At 54.1% G+C, this 23,250-nt stretch carries 20 protein-coding genes and 7 tRNA genes; 25 read left to right on the top strand and 2 right to left on the bottom strand.

The annotated features are described in order from the left end of the window. The first annotated feature begins 148 nt into the window (after positions 1-148). The 8 genes from asnB (at position 149) to SD961_RS09460 (ending at position 2,727) form a co-directional block, all read left to right on the top strand. Positions 149-1,816, top strand: a complete 1,668-nt coding sequence (gene asnB, locus SD961_RS09495) for an asparagine synthase B (protein WP_318790119.1) — start codon at positions 149-151, stop codon at positions 1,814-1,816. 218 nt (positions 1,817-2,034) lie between these two features. Further along, positions 2,035-2,111, top strand: a tRNA-Met gene (locus tag SD961_RS09490). Between the two features lie 8 nt (positions 2,112-2,119). Next, positions 2,120-2,204: transfer RNA gene (locus SD961_RS09485), tRNA-Leu, on the top strand. A gap of 24 nt (positions 2,205-2,228) precedes the next feature. Further along, a tRNA-Gln gene (locus SD961_RS09480) sits at positions 2,229-2,303 on the top strand. 37 nt (positions 2,304-2,340) lie between these two features. Continuing rightward, positions 2,341-2,415: transfer RNA gene (locus SD961_RS09475), tRNA-Gln, on the top strand. A 38-nt stretch (positions 2,416-2,453) separates the two neighbouring features. After that, positions 2,454-2,530: transfer RNA gene (locus SD961_RS09470), tRNA-Met, on the top strand. Positions 2,531-2,537: 7 nt separating this feature from the next. After that, a tRNA-Gln gene (locus SD961_RS09465) sits at positions 2,538-2,612 on the top strand. 40 nt (positions 2,613-2,652) lie between these two features. Next, positions 2,653-2,727: transfer RNA gene (locus tag SD961_RS09460), tRNA-Gln, on the top strand. A gap of 232 nt (positions 2,728-2,959) precedes the next feature. Here the strand turns inward: SD961_RS09460 and ubiF are convergent. After that, the gene (gene ubiF, locus SD961_RS09455) at positions 2,960-4,138 is read right to left on the bottom strand and encodes a 3-demethoxyubiquinol 3-hydroxylase (RefSeq protein ID WP_318790118.1); all 1,179 of its coding nucleotides are present in this window, start codon (positions 4,136-4,138) and stop codon (positions 2,960-2,962) included. 197 nt (positions 4,139-4,335) lie between these two features. Between ubiF and miaB the strand changes: the two genes are divergently transcribed. The 9 genes from miaB to SD961_RS09410 all read left to right on the top strand — a co-directional run bounded on the left by miaB (position 4,336) and on the right by SD961_RS09410 (position 13,683). Beyond that, positions 4,336-5,760, top strand: coding sequence for a tRNA (N6-isopentenyl adenosine(37)-C2)-methylthiotransferase MiaB (gene miaB / locus SD961_RS09450; RefSeq protein WP_318790117.1), 1,425 nt, complete (start codon positions 4,336-4,338; stop codon positions 5,758-5,760). Positions 5,761-5,970: 210 nt separating this feature from the next. Continuing rightward, positions 5,971-7,032, top strand: coding sequence for a PhoH family protein (locus SD961_RS09445; RefSeq protein WP_318790116.1), 1,062 nt, complete (start codon positions 5,971-5,973; stop codon positions 7,030-7,032). Next, the gene (ybeY, locus tag SD961_RS09440; protein WP_318790115.1) at positions 7,029-7,502 is read left to right on the top strand and encodes an rRNA maturation RNase YbeY; all 474 of its coding nucleotides are present in this window, start codon (positions 7,029-7,031) and stop codon (positions 7,500-7,502) included. The genes SD961_RS09445 and ybeY overlap by 4 nt, the downstream gene beginning before the upstream one ends. Positions 7,503-7,589: 87 nt before the next feature. Next, positions 7,590-8,468 carry a CNNM family magnesium/cobalt transport protein CorC gene (gene corC, locus SD961_RS09435; protein WP_306207003.1) on the top strand — a complete coding sequence of 293 codons (879 nt, stop codon included), beginning with the start codon at positions 7,590-7,592 and terminating at the stop codon, positions 8,466-8,468. Positions 8,469-8,474: 6 nt separating this feature from the next. After that, on the top strand, positions 8,475-10,010 hold the full coding sequence (lnt, locus tag SD961_RS09430; RefSeq protein WP_318790114.1) for an apolipoprotein N-acyltransferase: 1,536 nt from the start codon (positions 8,475-8,477) through the stop codon (positions 10,008-10,010). A 431-nt stretch (positions 10,011-10,441) separates the two neighbouring features. Further along, positions 10,442-11,344, top strand: coding sequence for an amino acid ABC transporter substrate-binding protein (locus SD961_RS09425; protein ID WP_318790113.1), 903 nt, complete (start codon positions 10,442-10,444; stop codon positions 11,342-11,344). Between the two features lie 195 nt (positions 11,345-11,539). Next, positions 11,540-12,280: an amino acid ABC transporter permease gene (locus SD961_RS09420; RefSeq protein ID WP_318790112.1), complete on the top strand. Its 741-nt coding sequence runs from the start codon at positions 11,540-11,542 to the stop codon at positions 12,278-12,280. Beyond that, the gene (gltK, locus tag SD961_RS09415; RefSeq protein WP_306207011.1) at positions 12,280-12,957 is read left to right on the top strand and encodes a glutamate/aspartate ABC transporter permease GltK; all 678 of its coding nucleotides are present in this window, start codon (positions 12,280-12,282) and stop codon (positions 12,955-12,957) included. Before SD961_RS09420 ends, gltK begins: the two co-directional genes overlap by 1 nt. After that, the gene (locus SD961_RS09410) at positions 12,958-13,683 is read left to right on the top strand and encodes an amino acid ABC transporter ATP-binding protein (RefSeq protein ID WP_318790111.1); all 726 of its coding nucleotides are present in this window, start codon (positions 12,958-12,960) and stop codon (positions 13,681-13,683) included. A 35-nt stretch (positions 13,684-13,718) separates the two neighbouring features. Here the strand turns inward: SD961_RS09410 and SD961_RS09405 are convergent, their stop codons facing one another. Continuing rightward, complete coding sequence (locus SD961_RS09405; protein WP_318790110.1) at positions 13,719-14,201, bottom strand: zinc ribbon-containing protein; 483 nt, start codon at positions 14,199-14,201, stop codon at positions 13,719-13,721. 213 nt (positions 14,202-14,414) lie between these two features. Here SD961_RS09405 and leuS point away from each other — a divergent pair, with 213 nt between their 5' ends. The 8 genes from leuS (at position 14,415) to mrdB (ending at position 23,247) form a co-directional block, all read left to right on the top strand. Continuing rightward, a complete protein-coding gene (gene leuS, locus SD961_RS09400) occupies positions 14,415-16,997 on the top strand; it encodes a leucine--tRNA ligase (protein ID WP_318790109.1) in 2,583 nt (860 codons plus the stop codon). Between the two features lie 14 nt (positions 16,998-17,011). Further along, positions 17,012-17,608 carry an LPS assembly lipoprotein LptE gene (gene lptE, locus SD961_RS09395; RefSeq protein WP_318790108.1) on the top strand — a complete coding sequence of 199 codons (597 nt, stop codon included), beginning with the start codon at positions 17,012-17,014 and terminating at the stop codon, positions 17,606-17,608. Next, entirely contained in the window at positions 17,605-18,636 is a 1,032-nt protein-coding gene (gene holA / locus SD961_RS09390; protein ID WP_318790107.1) for a DNA polymerase III subunit delta, read from the top strand. Before lptE ends, holA begins: the two co-directional genes overlap by 4 nt. Further along, a complete protein-coding gene (gene nadD, locus SD961_RS09385; RefSeq protein WP_318790106.1) occupies positions 18,629-19,285 on the top strand; it encodes a nicotinate-nucleotide adenylyltransferase in 657 nt (218 codons plus the stop codon). Before holA ends, nadD begins: the two co-directional genes overlap by 8 nt. A 116-nt stretch (positions 19,286-19,401) precedes the next feature. Further along, complete coding sequence (gene rsfS / locus SD961_RS09380) at positions 19,402-19,719, top strand: ribosome silencing factor (RefSeq protein ID WP_318790105.1); 318 nt, start codon at positions 19,402-19,404, stop codon at positions 19,717-19,719. A 3-nt stretch (positions 19,720-19,722) separates the two neighbouring features. After that, on the top strand, positions 19,723-20,193 hold the full coding sequence (rlmH, locus tag SD961_RS09375) for a 23S rRNA (pseudouridine(1915)-N(3))-methyltransferase RlmH (RefSeq protein WP_318790104.1): 471 nt from the start codon (positions 19,723-19,725) through the stop codon (positions 20,191-20,193). Positions 20,194-20,227: 34 nt separating this feature from the next. Further along, positions 20,228-22,132 carry a peptidoglycan DD-transpeptidase MrdA gene (gene mrdA, locus SD961_RS09370; protein ID WP_318790103.1) on the top strand — a complete coding sequence of 635 codons (1,905 nt, stop codon included), beginning with the start codon at positions 20,228-20,230 and terminating at the stop codon, positions 22,130-22,132. 2 nt (positions 22,133-22,134) lie between these two features. Beyond that, positions 22,135-23,247: a peptidoglycan glycosyltransferase MrdB gene (mrdB, locus tag SD961_RS09365; protein ID WP_318790102.1), complete on the top strand. Its 1,113-nt coding sequence runs from the start codon at positions 22,135-22,137 to the stop codon at positions 23,245-23,247. The last annotated feature ends 3 nt before the right edge of the window (positions 23,248-23,250 follow it).

Raw genomic sequence — 23,250 nt, 5'->3', positions numbered from 1 at the left:
CGCGCAGCAACAGACTATTTTTCAGAGAAAGGCTAAAATGCTTGCTCATCGCCTCTGGATAGAGCATTTTCTTATGTATCGGGCGCACGGTCGCCCTCCTTATTAACAAAGATCATCACTGTTCAGGGATGTTGTAGGAGAGTTAGCTATGTGTTCTATTTTTGGCGTTTTGGATCTCAAAAGCGATGCTGTCGAACTGCGTAAGAAAGCGCTGGAGCTTTCCCGTCTGATGCGTCACCGCGGCCCGGACTGGTCTGGCGTCTATGCCGATGACCATGCAATCCTGTCGCACGAGCGTCTCTCCATCGTTGACGTGAACAACGGCGCACAGCCTCTCTACAACGCAGACCATACGCATGTTTTAGCGGTGAACGGCGAAATCTATAATCACCAGGCGCTACGTGCAGAGTTAAGCGATCGTTACGCATTTCAGACCGAATCAGACTGTGAAGTGATCCTGGCGCTCTATCAGGAAAAAGGGGTCGATTTTCTCGACGACCTGCAGGGTATGTTTGCCTTTATCCTCTATGACAGCGTGAAGAAAAGCTGGCTGATTGGTCGTGACCATATTGGTATTATTCCCCTCTATATGGGCAACGATGAGCATGGCAACCTGTTTGTCGCTTCAGAAATGAAAGCGCTGGTGCCGGTGTGCAAATCGATTAAAGAGTTCCCTCCGGGAAGCTACATGTCCAGCACCGATGGTGAAATCCACCGTTACTGGCAGCGTGACTGGTTCAGCTATGAGGCCGTTGAGCATAACAAAACGGATGCCGTAGCCCTGAAAGATGCGCTGGAAGAGGCGGTGAAAAGCCACCTGATGTCCGATGTACCTTATGGCGTTCTGCTCTCCGGCGGCCTGGATTCCTCTATTATTTCTGCCGTGACCAAAAAATATGCCGCCAAACGTATTGAAGATCAGGACAAGAGCGAGGCGTGGTGGCCACAGCTGCACTCGTTTGCGGTAGGTCTGGAAGGGTCACCTGATTTGAAGGCAGCGAAATCCGTTGCTGAGCACCTGGGCACCGTGCACCACGAGATCCATTTCACCGTGCAGGAAGGTCTGGATGCTATCCGTGACGTTATCTATCACATTGAGACTTACGATGTGACGACCATTCGCGCTTCCACGCCGATGTACCTGATGTCACGCAAGATCAAAGCGATGGGCATTAAAATGGTGCTCTCAGGCGAAGGCGCTGATGAAGTCTTTGGCGGTTACCTCTACTTCCATAAAGCACCTGACGCGAAAGAGTTCCACGAAGAAAACGTGCGTAAGCTGCTGGCCCTGCATATGTTTGACTGTGCACGTGCTAATAAAGCGATGTCAGCCTGGGGCGTTGAAGCTCGCGTCCCCTTCCTGGATAAAAAATTCCTCGACGTGGCGATGCGCATCAACCCGGCAGACAAAATGTGCGGCAGCAACGGCAAAATGGAAAAACATATCCTGCGTGAATGTTTCTCCTCCTACCTGCCGGAAAGCGTGGCATGGCGTCAGAAAGAGCAATTCTCTGACGGCGTGGGCTACAGCTGGATTGATACGCTGAAAGAGGTGGCGGCGAAGCAGGTCACTGACCAGCAGCTGCAAACGGCTCATTTCCGCTTCCCGTATAACACCCCAGGTTCGAAAGAGGGATACCTCTACCGCGAAATCTTTGAAGAGCTGTTCCCGCTGCCAAGCGCGGCAGAATGCGTACCTGGCGGCCCTTCCGTGGCTTGCTCTTCGGCAAAAGCTATCGAATGGGACGAAGCGTTCAAAACCATGGACGACCCTTCCGGACGCGCGGTAGGCGTTCACCAGTCTGCCTATAAGTAATCCGTACCTTCAGGTAAATAAACGGGCCTTTACTGGCCCGTCATTATGTTGAAATTTGTGGATTACCTTCAGGATTTGTTGCTTTATTCGCCAGGCTGGTTATAAGCCAGACAAACAAAACGTTTCAGGTCAAAAACGGGAAAAAACTTGTTGACGCTTCCAGGTCAACTCCGCATAATGCGCCCCGCAACGCCGATGAAGGTAACGCGCAAAAAGATGGCTACGTAGCTCAGCTGGTTAGAGCACAGCACTCATAATGCTGGGGTCACAGGTTCGATTCCCGTCGTAGCCACCATCTTTTTTGCGGGAGTGGCGAAATTGGTAGACGCACCAGATTTAGGTTCTGGCGCCGCAAGGTGTGCGAGTTCAAGTCTCGCCTCCCGCACCATTTCCGTAAACGGCTTTGCACGGATGGGGTATCGCCAAGCGGTAAGGCACCGGTTTTTGATACCGGCATTCCCTGGTTCGAATCCAGGTACCCCAGCCAGTTTTTTCTGATGGTTATTGTGCTTTGAAACGGACATTGGGATATCGCCAAGCGGTAAGGCACCGGTTTTTGATACCGGCATTCCCTGGTTCGAATCCAGGTATCCCAGCCAGTCAGGGAAAGGTTTTAACGTTGTAAGCAGTAAAATTAGGCTACTTAGCTCAGCTGGTTAGAGCACAGCACTCATAATGCTGGGGTCACAGGTTCGATTCCCGTAGTAGCCACCAATTTTATTGGGGTGTCGCCAAGCGGTAAGGCACTGGTTTCTGATACCAGCATTCCGGGGTTCGAATCCCTGCACCCCAGCCATAAAAAAGACGATTTGCAGCGCAGATCGCAACACCATAATTGGGGTGTCGCCAAGCGGTAAGGCACTGGTTTCTGATACCAGCATTCCGGGGTTCGAATCCCTGCACCCCAGCCAATAAGTAAAGAAGCCCGCTTTTGCGGGCTTTTTTGCGTCTGGCGTCTGGCGTCTGGCGTGTTGCTGCTTCATGCGGGCCTGCCGTCGCTGACTTCCTGCTTCTGGCGGCGTTGCTGCGGCTGGCTAGCCTGCTGTACTGACTTGCTGCCTCTCTCCGTCTACTGCGGCCCGCTATGACCTTTTTTGTCAGATTACTGGTACTTTCTCTGCTGAAGCAGAACTTACTCCGGGACTACAAGCCCAACGCGTATTTCAACGCCTGGCGTTTTAACACGCCGGATCGCTCTGCCACCATCAGCCCAAGATTACGTATAATCCGTAACGGTTTTACCGGCGTACTGAAGGCAAAGTAGAACAGATCCATGCCGCTTTGCATCAGCAGGTTATCCTTCAGCCGTTTGCGCTGATAGCGCTTCAGTACGCCTTCAGAGGCCCACTCTTCCGCCCGATCGCGTGAGGCCACGAGTGTATCAATCAGAGCATCCACGTCACGGTAGCCCAGATTGACGCCCTGCCCTGCCAGAGGATTAATGGTGTGCGCCGCATCGCCCACCAGCGCCAGACCCGGCAACACATAGCGAGTGGCATGACGGCGCACCAGCGGGAAGGAGCCGGCTGACACCGGGGTGACATGCCCCAGCCTCGCGGGGAAATGTGCTGAAATTTCCTGACTGAGCTGCGTCATGGACATCCCCTGAAGCTGGCGAATGCGGGATGGGCTGTCATACCAGACCAGCGAGGCCCAGCGATCGAAAAGCGGGAGAAATGCCCTTGGGCCATCCGGCGTAAATTGCTGCCAGGTGCAGTCGCCCGCCTCCTGTTCACAACGCACGCTAATCAACATACAGGATTGGGCGTAGTTCCAGCCGCGGATCCCCATTCCTGCCAGTTGCCGTACTTTAGAATTCGCGCCATCGGCCCCTACCACCAGCCTCGCCGTATGGCTGTCGCCATTGTTCAGTGTCAGCTGCCAGCCCCCATTGCAGGACGACAGCGTTTCGAGCGAGGCAGGAGAAAGTAACGTCACCTTCTGCTGCTGAAGACGTTGCCAGAGTGCGCGCTGTAGCACGCTGTTCTCAACCATATAACCCAGTTCAGGCAAGCCAAGCGACTGCGCATCAAAACCAACCTGAGCACTACGCCACTCCCAGGTTTCCAGCTTACGGTAAGGCGTGCTGCGCATAGCCTGTACCAGCGGCCACACCTCTAACTGCTTCAACAACGCTACCGAAGCGGCGCCGATGGCGGAGATCCTGATATCAGGATTGCTGGCCGGGTCAAATTCAACGGGTTCCTGCTGCTCTAACACTGCAACGTTGAATCCCTGCGTAGTAAGGCCGCTGGCGAGCGCCGCGCCTACCATTCCGCCGCCTACAATAACGACATCCCATTTTTGCGTTGTGCTGGTCATTAAATTTTTCCTGTCCTGAAAGCGATCCGGGCGCCCTACACCTACCCTTGTCAGGGCTAATTCTGTTACCCTTAGTGTACCGGATTTTTGGGGGCCGATTGGCATAACCAGCAGAAAAGCCAGCGCGTTGTTCACAACGCCCGCCCAGCCTGACGATATGCCCCCGCACACCCTCCAGTATGATTAATGGCAAGCAGATGACAAAAAAACTCCTGATCAAAACCTGGGGCTGCCAGATGAATGAGTATGACTCATCCAAAATGGCGGACCTGTTAAACAGCACCCACGGCTATACCCTGACTGAGATTGCTGAAGAGGCAGACGTGCTGCTGCTCAACACCTGTTCAATCCGAGAAAAAGCTCAGGAAAAAGTGTTCAGTCAGCTTGGCCGCTGGAAAGTGCTGAAAGCCAAAAATCCCGATATCATTATTGGCGTGGGCGGCTGCGTGGCGTCACAAGAAGGGGAGCTTATTCGCCAGCGTGCGCCCTGCGTGGATATTGTTTTCGGGCCACAAACCCTGCACCGCCTTCCGGAGATGATCAACAGCGTGCGGGGATCAAAAAGCCCGGTAGTAGATATCAGCTTCCCGGAAATTGAGAAGTTTGACCGCCTGCCGGAACCGCGTGCCGATGGCCCGACCGCGTTTGTCTCTATCATGGAGGGCTGCAACAAATACTGTACGTTCTGCGTGGTACCCTACACCCGTGGCGAAGAGATCAGTCGGCCAAGTGATGATATCCTGTTTGAGATTGCGCAACTGGCCTCTCAGGGCGTACGTGAAGTTAATCTGCTGGGCCAGAACGTTAATGCCTGGCGTGGCGAAACCTATGAAGGCGGCATCGGCTCCTTTGCCGAGCTGCTTCGCCTGGTGGCCGCCATTGACGGCATTGACCGCATCCGCTTTACCACCAGTCATCCCATTGAATTTACTGACGATATTATTGATGTCTATCGGGATACGCCTGAACTGGTCAGTTTCCTGCACTTACCGATTCAAAGCGGTTCCGACCGCATCCTGACGATGATGAAGCGTGCCCATACGGCACTTGAATATAAAGCGATTATTCGTAAGCTGCTGGCCGCAAGACCCACTATGCAGATGAGTTCAGACTTTATCATCGGTTTCCCTGGCGAAACGCAGCACGATTTTGAACAAACCATGAAGCTGATTGGCGAAGTCAATTACGACACCAGCTTCAGCTTTATCTATTCTGCCCGCCCTGGTACACCCGCAGCCGATCTGCCGGATGATGTCAGCGATGAAGAGAAGAAACAGCGTTTGTGGATCCTGCAGGATCGCATCAATCAGCAGGTGATGGCCTGGAGCCGAAGCAAACTGGGCACCGTACAGCGTATTCTCGTCGAGGGTACATCGCGTAAAAATGTGATGGAGCTGACGGGACGTACAGAGTGTAACCGCGTGGTCAATTTTGAAGGCACGCCAGAGATGATTGGTAAATTCGTCGATGTTGAAATCGTCGATGTCTACACTAACTCGCTGCGCGGCGTTGTGGTACGGACAGAAGAGCAGATGGCGCTTCGTGCGGCAGAGACGCCAGCCTCGGTGATTGCGCGCACCCGCAAAGAGAATGAGTCTGGCGTGGGTATTTTCCAACCCTGAACCCCCGAATAATTGCGGCGCGTCTCGCAAAAGCGCCGCCTCAAACATTGGGTTACCCTTGCTTTCTGGAAAGGGTGCCCAAATATTTCCTTCAGCGCTTGCGCCTTTGGCCTGCGCCATAAATACTTTGCTTATGGTTCGCCTGCAAAGGCCGCCCACAATCTCTGAATTGCCATCCTCAACTGGCCCCGAGCGACCCAAAGGATTAGTTTGAATATTGAAACACGCGAAATCACGTTAGAGCCTACTGACAACACTCGTCTGTTGAGCCTTTGCGGCCCCTTTGATGACAACATCAAGCAGCTGGAGCGCCGCCTGGGAATAGAGATCAACCGACGCGATAACGCTTTCAAGCTGGTAGGGAAAGCGCTGATAGTGGATGCGGCCGCCCGCATCCTGCGGGATCTGTATGTGGATACTGCGCCCGTGCGCGGACATATTCCGGACATCGATCCCGAGCAGATTCATCTGGCCATAAAAGAGAGCCGCGTGCTGGAGCAGAGTGCAGACAGCGTGCCGGAGTATGGTAAAGCGGTAAATATCAAAACCAAGCGGGGCGTCATTAAACCCCGTACGCCGAATCAGGCACAATATGTCGCTAACGTGCTCGACCACGACATCACCTTTGGCGTCGGGCCTGCTGGTACGGGTAAAACTTACCTTGCCGTCGCCGCTGCTGTCGATGCGCTGGAGCGTCAGGAAGTTCGTCGTATTTTACTGACGCGCCCGGCGGTTGAAGCCGGTGAAAAACTAGGCTTCCTGCCAGGGGATCTGAGTCAGAAAGTCGACCCTTATCTGCGCCCCTTGTATGACGCGCTGTTTGAGATGCTGGGCTTTGAGCGCGTGGAAAAGCTTATCGAGCGCAACGTGATTGAGGTGGCGCCGCTCGCTTATATGCGTGGTCGCACCCTGAATGATGCCTTTATCATTCTGGATGAGAGCCAGAACACCACCATCGAGCAGATGAAGATGTTTCTGACCCGTATTGGCTTTAACTCCAAGGCGGTGATTACGGGCGACGTCACGCAGATTGACCTTCCCCGCAATCTGAAATCTGGCCTGCGTCATGCCATTGAAGTGCTCTCTGACGTAGAAGAGATCAGCTTTAACTTCTTCCACAGCGAAGATGTTGTCCGTCATCCGGTGGTGGCGCGCGTCGTCATCGCTTATGAAGCGTGGGAGGCGGCCGATCAAAAACGGCGTGATGCTCAGGCTGAAGAACGTAAACGTGAAGCGTTGGCCCTGCAACAGGCCGCGCAGGAGCAAAAATGAGCACCGTGATCCTGGATTTACAACTCGCCTGCGAAAAAACAGAGGGCTTACCGGCAGAATCTGATTTTCGTCGCTGGCTGGAAGCGGTGCTGCCGCAGTTCCAGGAAGAGAGTGAAGTCACTGTCCGCGTGGTGGATGAAGCTGAAAGCCATGAGCTGAACCATACCTATCGCGGCAAAGATAAACCCACCAACGTGCTCTCTTTTCCGTTCGAAGCCCCGCCGGGCATCGAGCTTCCACTGCTGGGCGACCTGATTATCTGTCGCCAGGTAGTAGAGAAAGAGGCCGCAGAGCAGGAGAAGCCCCTGCTGGCCCACTGGGCGCATATGGTGGTGCATGGCAGCCTGCATTTGCTGGGCTATGACCATATCGAAGATGACGAAGCCGAAGAGATGGAATCGATCGAGACCGAGATAATGCTTGCTCTTGGTTATGACGACCCGTACATTTCGGAGAAAGAGTTACCGTAAGCGGGCCGCTGGCCTGACATTTCCCTGGCTGCGTAACCGCAGGCAGGGATCCCTTCACACAACAAGAGTGACAGAAACAAAAACGCCATGAGCGATGACCATTCACAAAACAATGACAGTCCCAGTAGTAAAAAGGGATTTTTCACCCTTATCCTCAACCAGCTGTTTCACGGTGAGCCTAAAAACCGCGACGACCTGCTGGAACTGATCCGCGATTCTGAACAAAACGATCTGATTGACCCGGATACCCGCGACATGCTTGAAGGGGTGATGGATATCGCCGAGCAGCGCGTGCGTGACATCATGATCCCCCGTTCGCAGATGATCACCCTGAAGCGTAACCAGTCACTGGAAGAGTGCCTGGACGTCATCATTGAGTCTGCCCACTCCCGTTATCCGGTTATCAGCGAAGATAAAGACCATGTTGAAGGCATTCTGATGGCTAAAGATCTGCTGCCCTTTATGAGCAGCGGATCTTCACCCTTTAGTATGGAAAAAGTGCTGCGTCCGGCGGTAGTGGTACCGGAAAGCAAGCGCGTTGACCGTATGCTGAAAGAGTTCCGCTCACAGCGCTATCATATGGCCATTGTGATCGATGAATTTGGCGGGGTCTCAGGCCTGGTCACCATTGAAGATATTCTGGAGCTGATTGTTGGCGAAATAGAAGATGAATATGACGATGAAGAAGATCGTGATATCCGCCAGCTGAGCCGTCACACCTATACTATTCGCGCCCTTACCCCGATTGAGGACTTTAATGAGGTCTTTGAAACCAACTTCAGCGATGAAGAGGTTGATACTATCGGCGGTCTGGTGATGCAGGCGTTTGGTCATCTGCCTGCACGTGGTGAGAGCATTGAGATTGAGGGCTATCAGTTCAAGGTCGCCATGGCCGACAGCCGTCGAATCATTCAGGTTCACGTCAGAATTCCGGAAAACTCGCCGCAACCGATTTTGGAAGAATAATTCGCAATGGCTATTGCCTCATTATACCAGCGTCAGCGGGTTCGCCTGCTTTTAGCGCTGATAACGGGTGCCCTTGGCACCCTTTCGTTTTCCCCTTACGACTTCTGGCCCGCCGCCCTGGTTTCTCTGGCAGGTTTGCTGTCGCTGACGCTTGATCGTTCCACCCGCCAGGCAACCGCTATTGGTTTTGTCTGGGGTATGGGGCTGTTTGGCAGCGGCATCAACTGGGTTTATGTCAGCATCGCAACCTTTGGCGGCATGCCTGGGCCGGTTAACGTCCTGCTGGTGGTACTGCTTGCCGCCTGGCTCTCCTTGTTTACCCTGCTGTTTGCCGCGCTGCTTAATCGGCTTTTCCCCGCAACCTCGCTGGTAAGACTGGTGATCGCCGCGCCTGTGCTGTGGCAAATCACCGAATTTCTGCGCGGCTGGGTCCTGACCGGCTTCCCCTGGTTACAGTTTGGCTACAGCCAGATTGATGGGCCGCTTAAAGGGCTGGGTCCGCTGGCTGGCGTGGAGGGGATCACCTTTGTGCTGATGATGGTGGCTGGGCTGGCTGTCTATGCGGCGATCAAACGTCACTGGGTGGCCGGGATTGTTGCGCTGGCCCTGCTGCTGCTGCCGTGGCCGCTGCGCCAGTTAAGCTGGTATCAGGCGATGCCGGACCGCGAGGTGAACGTTGCGATGGTGCAGGGAAATATTCCCCAGTCGCTGAAGTGGGACCCCGAACAGTTAATCAACACGCTGAAGACCTATACCTCTCTCAGCCGTCCTTACGTTGGCAAAGCGCCGATCATTATCTGGCCGGAATCCGCTATTCCCGATCTTGAGTCTAATCAGCAGCCCTTCCTGAAATCGATTGATGCAGAACTGCGCGCCAGTGGCAGCAGCCTGATTACCGGAATTGTCGACTCGCGGCTGGAAGATAACCGCTACCATGATTACAACTCGATTATCGTGCTCGGTGGCGAAAAGCCTTATGACTACAGCAGCTCAAACCGTTACCAGAAAAACCATCTGGTTCCGTTTGGCGAGTTCGTACCTTTGGAAACTCTGCTGCGCCCGCTGGCACCCTTCTTCGATTTACCGATGTCATCCTTCAGTCGTGGCGCCTATATCCAGCCGCAGCTGACAGTGGCGGGCTATAATCTTACGGCTGCGATTTGCTATGAAATTGTGCTGGGCCAGCAGGTGCGGGACAATTTCCGTCCGGACACAGATTTCCTGCTGACCATCTCTAACGACGCCTGGTTTGGTCATTCTATCGGCCCGTGGCAGCACTTTCAGATGGCACGGATGCGAGCGCTGGAGCTGGGCAGACCGTTGCTGCGTGATACTAATAACGGTGTAACCGCAGTGATCAATGCCGATGGCGATGCTGAAGAGATGATCCCCCAGTTCGTGGCTGGCGTGCTCTCCACTAAAATGACGCCTACGCAGGGGCTTACGCCTTATGCCCGCTTCGGCAACTGGCCAGTCTGGATCATTACCCTGCTGTTTGGGCTGGCGGCGGTGATAATGACGCTCCGTTTGCGGCGTAAATAGTGCCGTTATCTGTAAATATCTCGCGCTGAACCCTTCCGGTTCAGCGTTTTTTTTGGAACCCTTTCCCTGCCAACCGCCACTAAGCACATCTTCCCTCTAAGCTTTATCAAACGCTTTATCGAAAATTTTTGGCACGATGATTGCAAAAGATTACGGCGAAATCGCTGAACAGTTTACACCGCGCCACGGATAAAGCGCCTTCGCACCATTGAGGCACAATCAACGCCCCAGGGCGGAGCATTGTTTAAAAATTGCCTCTCTTTGGTGCGGCATGCTTCGCAGAATAGAAACTTTCTTGTTTCATTGCGTTAACATTCGGCTATGTTAGGGCTGTTCAGAGTGCGATGACGTCTCAGGATAATAAAGAAAAGCAGCAGGACAAAACTACAACCGGCGCAACAAATTGACGCCACTCAACGAAGGAGTTGGAGATGAAATTACGGAAATTGGGGCTGTGCCTGGCACTGGCTGGTCTTGCATCCGGTATCGCCCACGCAGAAGATGCACCACAATCATCCACGTTGGACAAAATTGCTAAGAATGGCGTTATTGTCGTGGGGCATCGTGAGTCTTCTGTTCCTTTCTCTTACTACGATAATCAGCAAAAAGTAGTCGGCTATTCTCAGGACTATTCCAATGCCATTGTGGCTGCGATCAAAGCCAAACTGAATAAGCCCGATCTGCAGGTCAAAATGCTGCCGATCACCTCGCAGAACCGTATTCCGCTGCTGCAGAACGGCACCTACGATTTTGAGTGTGGCTCCACGACTAATAATCTGGAACGTCAGAAGCAGGCTGCCTTCTCCGACACCATTTTTGTTATCGGCACTCGTTTGCTGGTGAAAAAAGGCAGCCCAATTAAAGATTTTGCGGATCTGAAAGGCAAAACCGTGGTGGTAACCTCAGGCACCACCTCTGAAATCCTGCTGAATAAGCTGAACGACGACAAGAAAATGGAGATGCGTATCATCAGCGCCAAAGATCACGGTGACTCCTTCCGTACGCTGGAAAGCGGTCGCGCCGTGGCCTTTATGATGGACGATGCTCTGCTGGCTGGTGAACGAGCCAAAGCGAAAAAGCCAGCTAACTGGGAAATCGTCGGTACGCCGCAGTCGAAAGAAGCGTATGGCTGTATGTTGCGTAAAGACGATGCCGGCTTCAAGCAGCTGATGGATGAGACCATTGCTAAAGCCCAGACTTCGGGCGAAGCGGAGAAATGGTTTGGTAAGTGGTTCAGCCAGCCTATTCCACCTAAAAACCTCAACATGAACTTTGCGCTGTCGGACGACATGAAAGCAACATTCAAGACGCCAAATGATAAGGCACTGAACTAATAATGAAAATAAGGGCAACCCCCGGTTGCCCTCTGATTGTTGAAATCAGGCCCGGACAGACAACAGCCTGACTTATCCCGCGTAAAGCGGGAAGGCGGCGAAGGTGCGAAGTGGTCGTTCCCCATAACGCACGGCAGGGCCTCTCATCAATCTTCAGGGTAGCGTCGCTACCCTTTTTTTCTCCCGGAGTGATTTATGTCAATCGATTGGAACTGGGGCATTTTTCTGCAAGAAGCCCCTTTCGGAAACACCACCTATCTGGGTTGGCTGTGGTCTGGCTTTCAGGTCACCATCGCCGTATCCGTGTGCGCGTGGATTATCGCCCTTTTAGTCGGATCGCTGTTTGGTATTCTGCGCACCGTCCCCAACCGTCTGCTCTCCACCCTGGGTACCTGTTACGTCGAGCTGTTTCGTAACGTACCGCTGATTGTGCAGTTCTTTATCTGGTATCTGGTGGTGCCGGAATTGCTGCCGGAAAATGTTGGCATGTGGTTTAAATCTGAGCTGGACCCCAATATTCAGTTCTTTACCTGCTCGGTACTCTGTCTGGGTCTGTTTACCGCCGCACGCGTTTGCGAACAGGTGCGCGCCGCGATTCAGTCGCTGCCCTCAGGCCAGAAGAATGCGGGACTTGCAATGGGCCTGACGCTGCCGCAGACCTACCGCTATGTGCTGCTGCCAAACGCCTATCGCGTGATTGTGCCGCCGATGACTTCAGAGATGCTGAACCTGGTCAAGAACTCAGCTATCGCCTCCACTATTGGTCTGGTCGATATGGCCGCACAGGCCGGGAAGCTGCTGGACTACTCTGCTCACGCCTACGAATCATTTACCGCCATCACCGTCGCCTATATCGGCATCAACATCGTCATTATGCTGTTGATGAGTCTGGTGGAGCGTAAAGTGCGCCTGCCCGGCGGCATGGGAGGAAAATAATGTACGAATTTGACTGGAGCACCATAGCTCCCAACCTTCCCTACTTGCTCAACGGCATGGTGGTCACCCTTAAAATCACCATCACAGCGATTGTGTTTGGCATTATCTGGGGAACCCTGCTGGCGGTGATGCGCCTGTCGAGCTTTAAGCCCATCAGCTGGTTTGCCAGACTCTACGTCAACCTGTTCCGCTCTGTGCCGCTGGTGATGGTACTGTTGTGGTTCTATCTGGTGGTACCGAGCTTTTTGCAGCAGGTGCTTGGTCTGTCGCCTAAAACCGATATTCGCCTGATTTCTGCCATGGTGGCATTCTCCCTGTTTGAAGCAGCCTATTATTCCGAAATCATCCGTGCCGGCATCCTGAGTATCGCTCGTGGGCAGGGTAACGCCGCGCTGGCGCTGGGCATGACCCACTGGCAGTCAATGAAACTTATCATTCTGCCTCAGGCCTTCCGCGCCATGGTGCCGCTTTTGCTGACGCAGGGTATTGTTCTGTTCCAGGATACCTCATTGGTTTACGTACTCAGCCTTGCTGACTTCTTCCGTACCGCCGACACTATCGGCATCAACAACGGTACCGAAATTGAAATGGTGCTGTTTGCCGGTGCGGTTTACTTTGTTATCAGCCTTAGCGCTTCGCTGTTGGTCAGCTATTTAAAAAGAAAAAGGACGGCTTAAATGATTACCCTGAAAAACGTTTCTAAGTGGTATGGTCACTTTCAGGTGCTGACCGACTGCACAACCGAAGTAAAGAAAGGCGAAGTGGTGGTGGTGTGCGGCCCTTCCGGGTCGGGCAAGTCGACATTGATCAAAACCGTTAACGGGCTGGAGCCGATCCAGGAAGGCAAAATTGAAGTGAACGGCACCGGCGTGAACGATAAAGGCACTAACCTGGCTCAGCTGCGTTCGAAAGTCGGCATGGTATTCCAGCACTTTGAGCTGTTCCCACATCTGACTATTGTCGAAAACCTGACCATTGCGCAGGTGAAAGTACTGAAGCGAAATAAAGAAGAAGCGCGTCAGAAAGGCCTGAAGCTGCTGGAGCGCGTGGGTCTGTCTGCCCATGCCAATAAACATCCCGGCCAGCTCTCCGGCGGCCAGCAGCAGCGTGTGGCGATTGCCCGAGCGCTCTGCATGGACCCGATAGCCATGCTGTTTGATGAGCCAACCTCAGCCCTTGATCCGGAAATGATCAACGAAGTGCTGGACGTAATGGTGGAACTGGCCAATGAAGGCATGACCATGATGGTAGTGACGCACGAGATGGGCTTTGCCCGTAAAGTGGCTAACCGGGTTATCTTTATGGATGAGGGGAAAATTGTGGAAGATTCAGCAAAAGATGACTTCTTCAACAATCCGCAGTCCGACCGCGCAAAAGATTTTCTCGCCAAAATTCTGCATTAAACCCTGTTTCGGGGCGGAAACCTCCGCCCCGGCTTTTACGGTTCAAAAGGCTGTCGCTGGAACTGATCGTTGCCGCACTTTGGACAGCGCGTCAGCGTTTCCGGCGTATAGATTGCTCGCGTAAATTGACACTGCTCGCAGACCAGATTGCCCAGCCCTACTACTTCCCCACTCTGGTAGACGCCGTGGTGATTGAGATCCTGAAACACTTCGCGCCATTCAAGCTGGCTTTTATCAGTGATATCGGCCAACTCCTTCCAGACGCTTTCGCGGATGACCCGCATAAACACGCTGTCGTTGGTATCATCCTGATTTTCCGTATAGCTGCGGGCAAACTCTTCCAAATCTCTGCGTACCGCGCGGGTGACGTCATCAATCTGACTGCGGGTCAGCTCGCCCCGATTATTCATTCGTTGCCTGGCACTCTCTACCAGCGCATCGATATCATGCTCCCCCCGATTGATCCTCTCCGTCAGTGAAGAAACCAGTTCACGATAGTACTGAGCAACCTTGTTCATTTTTTCTCCTGAACGTACCAATATGTTACGTCTCTAAGTCTAGCCTCATTCCTCTTTTTGCCACCAGGCGTTGGCGAAATTTGCCTGTGATATTCCAGCTTACAGAGAAATGGTGCTTGTCAGGGCGGTTACTGTTGTTGCGCCGGGGCCGAATCAGCTATGCTATGCGGATCTGAACGAACTCATAAAGTTTACAAAGGACCACTGGCTGCCATGCAAGAGCAATACCGCCCGGAAGAGATAGAATCCCATGTTCAACAGCACTGGGATGAGAAGCAAACGTTCAAAGTGACCGAAGAGGAAGGTAAAGAGAAGTACTACTGCCTCTCCATGCTGCCCTATCCTTCTGGCCGCCTACATATGGGCCACGTTCGTAACTACACCATCGGTGATGTGATTTCCCGCTACCAGCGTATGCTGGGCAAAAACGTTCTTCAGCCTATCGGCTGGGATGCCTTTGGCCTGCCGGCTGAAGGCGCGGCGGTGAAAAACAACACCGCGCCTGCGCCATGGACCTACGACAACATTGCCTATATGAAGAACCAGCTCAAATTGCTGGGCTTCGGCTATGACTGGAGCCGGGAACTGGCGACCTGTCAGCCTGAGTACTATCGCTGGGAACAGTGGTTCTTCACCAAACTGTATGAGAAAGGCCTGGTCTATAAAAAGACGTCGGCGGTGAACTGGTGCCCGAACGATCAGACCGTGCTGGCAAACGAGCAGGTTATTGATGGCTGCTGCTGGCGCTGCGACACCAAAGTCGAACGCAAAGAGATCCCACAGTGGTTCGTTAAAATCACCGCTTACGCCGATGAGCTGCTCAACGATCTGGACACGCTGGAGAGCTGGCCTGAGCAGGTTAAAACCATGCAGCGTAACTGGATTGGCCGTTCAGAAGGGGTAGAGATCACCTTCGACGTGGCGGAGAGCAGCGAAAAGCTCAGCGTCTATACCACCCGTCCCGATACCTTTATGGGCGTGACTTACCTGGCCGTGGCAGCGGGTCATCCGCTGGCGGCTCAGGCGTCGGCCTCCAACCCTGCGCTGGCAGACTTTATTGCCGAATGCCGTAATACCAAAGTTGCTGAAGCAGAAATGGCGACAATGGAGAAGAAAGGCATGGCGACCGGCATGTTTGCCATTCACCCTCTCTCTGGTGAAAAGCTGCCGGTGTGGGTGGCCAACTTTGTGTTGATGGAATATGGCACCGGCGCGGTTATGGCCGTGCCTGGTCACGACCAACGCGACTGGGAATTCGCCACCAAATACAATCTCGCCATCAAGCCGGTGATCCTCAACGCAGACGGCAGCGAGCCGGTGCTGAGCGAATCTGCGATGACCGAAAAAGGCACTCTGTTTAACTCTGGCGAGTTTGACGGCCTCTCTTTTGAAGAGGGCTTTAATGCCATTGCGGAGCGCCTGGCCGCTAAAGGCGTTGGCGAGCGTAAGGTCAACTATCGTTTGCGCGACTGGGGCGTTTCCCGCCAGCGTTACTGGGGTGCGCCTATCCCGATGGTGACGCTGGAAGATGGCACCGTGATGCCTACGCCAGAAGATCAGCTGCCGGTTATCCTGCCGGAAGATGTGGTGATGGATGGCATCACCAGTCCGATTAAAGCCGATCCCGAATGGGCGAAAACGACCGTTAACGGTCAGCCAGCCCTGCGTGAAACGGATACTTTTGACACCTTTATGGAGTCTTCCTGGTATTACGCGCGTTACACCTGCCCGGATTACGATAAAGGCATGCTGGACCCGGCGGCAGCCAACTACTGGCTGCCGGTAGATCAGTATGTGGGCGGCATCGAACACGCCATCATGCACCTGCTCTACTTCCGCTTCTTCCATAAGCTGCTGCGCGATGCTGGTCTGGTTAACTCTGATGAGCCAGCTAAACGCCTGCTGTGTCAGGGCATGGTGCTGGCCGATGCGTTCTACTATCTGGGCGTTAACGGCGAACGCAACTGGGTCTCGCCGGTTGATGTCACCGTTGAGCGCGACGAGAAAGGCCGCATTGTTAAAGCCACCGACGCAGCGGGACACGAGCTGGTTTACGCGGGCATGAGCAAAATGTCGAAGTCGAAAAACAACGGCATCGACCCGCAGGTCATGGTGGAGCGCTACGGTGCGGATACCGTGCGTCTGTTTATGATGTTTGCTTCGCCTGCTGAAATGACGCTGGAGTGGCAGGAGTCGGGCGTGGAAGGGGCCAACCGCTTCCTGAAACGCGTCTGGAGACTCGCCTTCGAGCACAGCGAGAAAGGGCCGACAGCCCCACTGGATATCGCCAGCCTGAACGACGAGCAGAAATCGCTGCGTCGTGAGCTGCACAAAACCATCGCCAAAGTCTCCGATGATATCGGCCGCCGTCAGACCTTCAACACCGCCATCGCGGCGATTATGGAGCTGATGAACAAGCTGGCCCGTGCGCCGCAGGAGAGCGAGCAGGATCGCGCGCTGATGCAGGAAGCGCTGCTGGCTGTGGTCCGCCTGCTTTATCCGTTCACCCCGCATGCCTGCTTCACCCTGTGGCAGGCGCTGAAGGGTGAAGGCGATGTGGACAACGCGCCGTGGCCGCAGGCTGATGAAGCAGCGATGGTGGAAGATTCTCTGCTGGTGGTGGTGCAGGTTAATGGTAAAGTACGTGGCAAAATTACCGTTCCGGCTGATGCCACGCAGGAACAGGTTCAGGCTCGTGCCGCGCAGGAGCATCTGGTCGCCAAGTATCTTAATGGCGTCACCATTCGTAAAGTGATTTACGTACCGGGCAAATTGCTTAACCTGGTCGTGGGTTGATGTCAGGAGGAATTGTGCGACATCCGATTTTGTCTGTGATGCTGGGTCTTGCGGTGTTAATCACCGCAGGTTGTGGTTTCCACCTGCGCGGTACCACCTCGGTGCCGGCAGAAATGAAAACCATGGTGCTGGATACGTCTGATCCCTACGGCCCGCTGACGCGTGCCGTGCGTGAAGAGCTGCGCCTGAATAACGTCACCGTGCTGGACGATCCCGGTCTGCGGACAGATATTCCTTCACTCCGCCTGCAGGGAGCGACTCAGGGCCGTGATACCGCCTCTATTTTCCAGGATGGTAAAACGGCAGAGTATTCTCTGATGATGACGGTTCGTGCGCAGGTACTGATCCCAAATAAAGGGATCTATCCAATCAGCGCAACGGTCTACCGTTCGTTCTTTGACAACCCGCTGGCCGCGCTGGCGAAAGACTCAGAGCAGAACATCATTTACAGCGAAATGCGTACTCAGGCTGCGCAGCAACTGGTGCGTAAGCTTCTGACCGTGCACGCCGCAGAGAAAGACGCTTCCATCAACACGCTGGACAGCGCACCGGCAGCCATCGAGCAGACCTCGCCAGACTCAATGCTGCCAGACGACTCTTACAGCAGATGATCAGGATCTATCCTGAGCAATTAAGCGCGCAGCTCCATGAGGGGCTGCGCGCTTGTTATATTCTGGCGGGTAACGAACCTCTGTTACTACAGGAATCGCAGGATGCGGTGCGTGCTGCTGCCCAGCAGCAGGGCTTTACCGAACATTTCAGCGTGGCTGTGGATGCCCAAACGGACTGGGACGCTATCTATTCAACCTGTCAGGCGTTGAGCCTGTTTGCCAGCCGTCAGACTTTGCTGCTGACGCTGCCAGATAATGGCCCCAATGCCGCCATGGCTGAACACCTTGTCACTCTCTCATCCCTGCTTCATGCGGATATTTTGCTGCTGCTGCGCGTGGCGAAACTCACTAAAGCCCAGGAAAACAGCGCCTGGTTTAAGGCGCTGAGCACCCATGCCGTGCTGGTGCCATGCCAGACGCCTGAACAGGCTCAGCTGCCCCGTTGGGTCGCTACTCGGGCAAAAATTCTTAAGCTGAACGTGGATGATGCCGCCATTCAGCTGCTCTGTTACTGCTATGAAGGGAATCTGCTGGCGCTGGCTCAGGCGCTGGAACGCCTTTCCCTGCTCTGGCCGGATGGCAAGCTGACGCTGCCGCGCGTTGAACAGGCCGTCAACGAGGCGGCCCACTTCACGCCGTTTCACTGGGTTGACGCCCTGCTGGCGGGAAAAAGCAAGCGGGCGCAGCATATCCTTCGCCAGATGCAGGCGGAAGAAGGCGAACCGGTCATTCTGTTACGGACGGTGCAAAGAGAGTTAATGCTGCTGCTGACACTGCAGCGGCAGATGGCAGCCACGCCAATACGCACGCTGTTTGATCAGCATCGCGTCTGGCAAAATCGCCGGCCGCTGTTCACCGAAGCGCTACAGCGCCTCTCCGCCAGGCAGCTCACGCAGGCCATTCATTTACTGACGCGTATTGAACTCACCCTGAAACAGGATTATGGTCAGTCAGTCTGGTCAGAGCTTGAGACGCTCTCATTAGTGCTCTGTCAGCGCGGCTTCCCGGAGACCTTTTGCGATGTCTGAAAATCAGCAGCTACAGGCGCTGTTTGGCGGGACGTTTGACCCGATTCATTATGGTCATTTAAAGCCGGTTGAAGCGCTTGCCGGTCAGGTTGGCCTGAAAAAAGTCACGTTGTTACCGAATAACGTGCCGCCCCACCGACCTCAGCCTGAAGCCAGCCCTGAACAGCGCGTTGAAATGGTCAGACTGGCGATAGCGGGCAACGCTCTTTTTGATCTTGATCGACGAGAGATGCAGCGCGATACGCCCTCCTGGACGATTGAGACGCTGGCGGAACTCCGCGCCGAACGAGGCGCTGAGCAGCCTCTGGCATTTATTATCGGCCAGGACTCGCTGCTCTCTCTGTATAAGTGGCACCGTTGGGAAGAGATTTTGACGTTATGCCACCTGCTGGTATGCCGCCGTCCAGGGTATGCCATTAATATGGAGACGCCAGATTTACAGCGCTGGCTGGACGAGCATCAGGCGGTCTCTGCTACATCGCTGCATCAGAAGCCCTGCGGAGAGATTTTTCTGGCAGAGACACCGCTGATTTCTCTCTCTGCTACTGAGATCCGCTCCCGCCTTCATCAGGGGCTATCCTGCGACGATCTTCTGCCTTCTGCTGTTTCAGCCTATATCTCTGACGCGGGTTTATATCGCAAGCTCTGACCACGTGGTATACTTCGCCGCTCATTTTTTCCAGTAAATCTGGAGAGACCTTATTTTGGTTGTCGTCGCCCCAGGTGAACGATAACCGCTCCGACTAAAACCCAAGGGGGAACCTTTTGCAAGGTCAAGCACTCCAAGACTTCGTCATTGATAAAATCGACGATTTAAAAGGCCAGGATATTGTTGCTGTCGATGTTCAGGGCAAATCCAGTATTACCGACTGCATGATTATCTGCACCGGTACTTCAACGCGTCACGTAGCATCGATAGCCGATCACGTGGTACAGGAAACCCGTGCAGCAGGAATGAAGCCGTCAGGCATCTCCGGCAAAGCGACCGCAGACTGGGTGGTTGTGGATCTGGGCGATGTGATTGTCCACGTGATGCAGGAAGAGAGCCGCGAACTCTACGAACTCGAAAAGCTCTGGAGCTAAGCGGTGAAATTGCAGCTGGTCGCCGTCGGCACCAAAATGCCGGATTGGGTGCAAACCGGATTTCTCGAATACCTGCGTCGCTTTCCTAAAGATATGCCGCTGGAACTGACGGAGGTTCCTGCGGGCAAGCGTGGCAAAAATGCCGATATCAAACGCATTCTTGAAAAAGAGGGCGAGCTGATGCTGGCCGCAACCGGCAAAGGCAATCGTATCGTTACGCTGGATATTCCGGGTCAGCCCTGGGAAACGCCGCAGCTTGCCACCCAGCTTGAACGCTGGAAGCAGGATGGCCGCGACGTCAGCCTGCTGATTGGTGGGCCGGAAGGGCTTTCACCCGCCTGTAAGGCGGCAGCCGAGCAGAGCTGGTCTCTCTCCTCGCTGACCCTGCCCCATCCGCTGGTTCGCGTGTTGGTTGCGGAGAGCCTGTATCGCGCATGGAGCATTACGGCAAATCATCCTTATCATCGGGAATAGGCAATAAGATCAACCGGATACACAAAAGCAGCGGATGAAATTACAACGTAACTCTTTTCGTGACTACACCGCCGAACAGACACTCTTTGTTCGCCGTGCGCTGATCGCTTTTTTTGGCATAATTGTGCTTTCCGGTATCCTGGTGGTTAATCTCTATCACCTGCAGATCGTTCGCTACACCGATTACAGCACCCGTTCTAATGAAAACCGCATAAAACTGGTGCCCGTTGCGCCCAGCCGCGGCATTATTTTTGATCGTAACGGTCTTCCGCTGGCTCTTAACAGAACCATTTACCAGATTGAGCTGGTGCCGGAAAAAGTCGATAACCTGGAACAAACCCTGCAGGCGCTGCGCCCCATTGTCGATTTAAGTGATGAAGACCTTGTCGCCTTTGAAAAAGAGCGTAAACGCTCGCGCCGCTTTACCTCTATTCCCGTTAAGACCGGCCTGAACGATGTGCAGGTCGCCCGTTTCGCGGTTAATCAATATGCTTTCCCCGGCGTGGAAGTCAAAGGCTATCAACGCCGCTACTATCCCTATAACTCTGCGCTGACGCACGTGCTGGGCTACGTTTCTAAAATCAACGATCGTGACGTAGAACGCCTCGATAAAGAGGGGAAATGGCCCAACTATGCGGCAACCCATGATATTGGCAAGCTGGGCATCGAGCGCTATTACGAAGATATGCTGCATGGCAAAACCGGGTACGAAGAAGTTGAGGTCAACAACCGTGGCCGCGTGATCCGTCAACTGCATGAACAGTCTCCACAGGCTGGTCAGGACATCTATCTGACCATCGACCTCAAGCTGCAGCAATATATTGAAACGCTGCTGGCGGGCAGCCGCGCTGCGGTGGTGGTTACCGACCCGCGCAACGGCGATATTCTGGCAATGGTGTCGATGCCCAGCTATGACCCCAATCTGTTCGTCGATGGTATCAGCAGCAAAGATTACAATATGCTGCTGAACGATCCGAACCGTCCGTTAATAAACCGTGCCACACAGGGCGCCTACCCTCCCGCCTCGACGGTTAAGCCTTACATTGCCGTCTCTGCCCTGACGGCTGGGGTCATTAATAAAAATACCAGCCTGTTCGATCCGGGTTGGTGGCAACTGCCAGGTTCTGAAAAGCGCTTTCGCGACTGGAAGCACTGGGGCCATGGCCGCCTGAACGTCACTAAATCGCTGGAAGAGTCTGCGGACACCTTTTTCTATCAGGTCGCCTATGACATGGGCATCGACCGCCTGGGCGAATGGATGAACAAGTTCGGCTATGGCCATCTGTCGGGCATTGACCTGGTGGAAGAGACGCCGGGCAATATGCCAACCCGTGAATGGAAAATGAAGCGCTTTAAAAAACCCTGGTATCAGGGTGACACCATACCGGTGGGTATCGGGCAGGGCTACTGGACGGCTACGCCGGTACAGATGAACAAAGCGATGATGACGCTGATTAATGACGGCGTGGTAAAAACGCCGCACCTGATGCAGTCCAGCACCGTGAACAATGTTCGCGTGCCCTACCGTCAACCAGAGAACCCGCCGATTGCGGATATTCATTCCGGCTTCTGGGAGATCGCTAAAGATGGCATGTATGGCGTGGCAAACCGCCCTAACGGTACGGCGAGGAAAAGCTTCTCCGACGCGCCCTACAAAATTGCCGCCAAATCCGGTACGGCACAGGTTTACGGCCTGAAAGCCAACGAGACCTACAATGCGCATAAAATCGCTGAACATCTGCGGGATCACAAGTTAATGACCGCCTTTGCGCCTTATGACAAGCCTCGCGTGGCTGTCACCATGATTCTGGAAAACGGCGGCGCTGGTCCGGCCGTCGGCACCATCATGCGTCAGATCCTCGACCATATTATGCTTGGGGATAACAATACCAACCTGCCTGACGCCGCGCCTGTGCCGTCAGGTTATGAGGGTGAATAGTCGTGAACGATCGTCACCAAAAACGCACCATCTGGACGCGGATCCACGTTGATCCCACCTTCTTTATTCTGATTTTTGCCCTGCTGGTCTACAGCGCGCTGGTTATCTGGAGCGCCAGTGGCCAGGACCCTGGCATGATGGAGCGCAAAATCGGGCAGATTGCGATGGGTATCGTTATCATGCTGGTGATGGCGCAGATCCCGCCTCGCGTTTATGAAGGCTGGGCGCCCTATCTCTATATCCTCTGTGTGATCCTGCTGATTGCCGTGGATGCCTTCGGCCATATCAGTAAGGGGGCGCAGCGCTGGCTCGACCTGGGCGTTGTCCGCTTCCAGCCCTCGGAGATTGCCAAAATTGCGGTGCCATTAATGGTGGCGCGATTTATCAACCGTGATGTCTGTCCGCCAACGCTGAAAAACACTGCAATTGCCCTGGTGCTGATCTTTATGCCGACGCTGCTGGTTGCGGCGCAGCCAGACCTGGGAACCTCTATCCTGATTGCCGCCTCCGGCCTGTTTGTGCTGTTCCTCTCCGGTATGAGCTGGAAGCTGATAGGCGTTGCCGTGCTGATGGTCGCCGCCTTCGTGCCGATCCTCTGGTTCTTCCTGATGCATGATTACCAGCGCGACCGCGTGATGATGCTGCTCGATCCTGAAAGCGATCCGCTGGGCGCGGGCTACCACATTATCCAGTCTAAAATTGCTATCGGCTCGGGCGGACTGCGGGGTAAAGGATGGCTGCATGGCACCCAGTCTCAGCTGGAGTTTCTTCCCGAGCGTCACACCGACTTTATTTTTGCGGTACTGGCTGAAGAGTTGGGATTAGTCGGCGTACTGGTACTACTGGTGCTCTATATTCTGGTGATTATGCGGGGCCTGATGATGGCCGCCCGTGCGCAAACCACCTTTGGTCGCGTTATGGCCGGTGGCCTGATGCTGATCTTCTTTGTGTATGTTTTCGTTAATATTGGTATGGTAAGTGGCATTCTGCCGGTAGTAGGGGTTCCGCTGCCGCTGGTCAGCTATGGCGGCTCGGCTCTGATAGTCCTGATGGCCGGATTTGGCATCATTATGTCTATTCACACCCACCGAAAACTGTTGTCGAAAAGCGTTTAAGAG

Source organism: Erwinia sp. MMLR14_017, from assembly GCF_033657285.1.
Taxonomy (GTDB): Bacteria; Pseudomonadota; Gammaproteobacteria; order Enterobacterales; family Enterobacteriaceae; genus Erwinia.
Note: the sequence above shows the minus strand (reverse complement) of the source record. Positions and strands in the feature narration are given on the sequence as shown.